The 1,207-nt window shown below is 71.2% G+C and carries 1 protein-coding gene and 1 pseudogene; both read right to left on the minus strand.

The genetic code is table 11. The annotated features are described in order from the left end of the window. Positions 1–185, minus strand: a pseudogene (locus A612_RS03905) (type II secretion system F family protein); the annotation flags it as partial. Next, a partial coding sequence (locus A612_RS03910; protein WP_019373248.1) for a GspE/PulE family protein occupies positions 178–1,207 on the minus strand: 1,030 nt, incomplete at its 5' end. The gene A612_RS03910 and the pseudogene A612_RS03905, both read right to left, overlap by 8 nt.

A 1,207-nucleotide genomic window follows, 5' to 3' on the forward strand; every position in this document is an offset into this window, starting at 1 on the left:
GCGCTGGCGGCCGCGCCGGCGGCCCGGCCGATGGAGGCAGGGGCGCTGGCTGCGTCATCGATGCGCAGCGGCGTGAGCCCCTGCTCGCGCAGCTGGCGCAGGGCCGCGGCGCTGCTGGGCGCGGACAGGCGCCCTTCCTCGACCTTGCCCGCGGCGGTGGCCGCGCGCCAGACGAAGTCAGGCATCGCTCTGGTCCTGCGTGACGCGCGCCACCTCGTCGAGCGTGGTCACGCCGGCCGCCACCTTGCGCAGCCCGTCCTCGTACAGGCTGAGCATGCCGGCCTGGGTGGCCAGCAGATGCAGCGAGTTGGCGTCCTTGCCCTCGATGATGGCGCGGCGCATGGGCTCGTCCAGCACGAAGAGTTCGTGGATGCCGGTGCGGCCGCGGTAGCCGGACTGGCGGCACTGCGCGCAGCCCACGGCGCGGTAGATGGGCTGGCCGGGCGGGGCAAAGCGCGACAGGCCGGTGGCGATGCGCACCTGTTCGCCCGGCTCGTAGGCTTCCTTGCAGTGCGGACACAGCGTGCGCACCAGGCGCTGGGCCAGCACGCCGTTGACCGAGGAGGTGATGAGGTAGCTCTCCACCCCCATGTCCTGCATGCGGATCACGGCGCCGGCGGCCGTGTTGGTGTGCAACGTGGACAGCACCAGGTGGCCCGTGAGGGCCGACTGCACGGCAATCTGCGCCGTCTCGCCATCGCGCATCTCGCCGATCATGATGATGTCCGGGTCCTGGCGCAGGATCGAGCGCAGCGCGTTGGCAAACGTCAGGTTGATCTGCGGATGCACCTGGATCTGGTTGATGCCCTCCAGCTGGTATTCCACCGGGTCTTCGACGGTGATGATCTTGTGCGCCTGGGAGTCGATCTTGGACAGCGCCGCATACAGCGTGGTGGTCTTGCCCGAGCCCGTCGGGCCGGTCACCAGCAGGATGCCGTGGGGCCGCGCCAGCAGCTCGTTGAAGCGCGCCAGCGTGTCCCGCTCGAAGCCCATGGTGTCGAGCTGCAGGCGCACGCTCGCGCGGTCGAGCACGCGCATGACCACGCTCTCGCCGTGCACGGTGGGCACGGTGGACACGCGCAGGTCCAGCTCGCGGCCCTTGACGCGGGTCTTGATGCGCCCGTCCTGCGGCAGGCGGCGCTCGGCGATGTCCAGGTGCGCGAGCAGCTTGACGCGCGAGCTCACCGCCGCCGACAGCCGCGGCGGG

The organism is Melaminivora alkalimesophila (assembly GCF_000282995.1).
Lineage (GTDB): Bacteria > Pseudomonadota > Gammaproteobacteria > Burkholderiales > Burkholderiaceae_C > Melaminivora > Melaminivora alkalimesophila.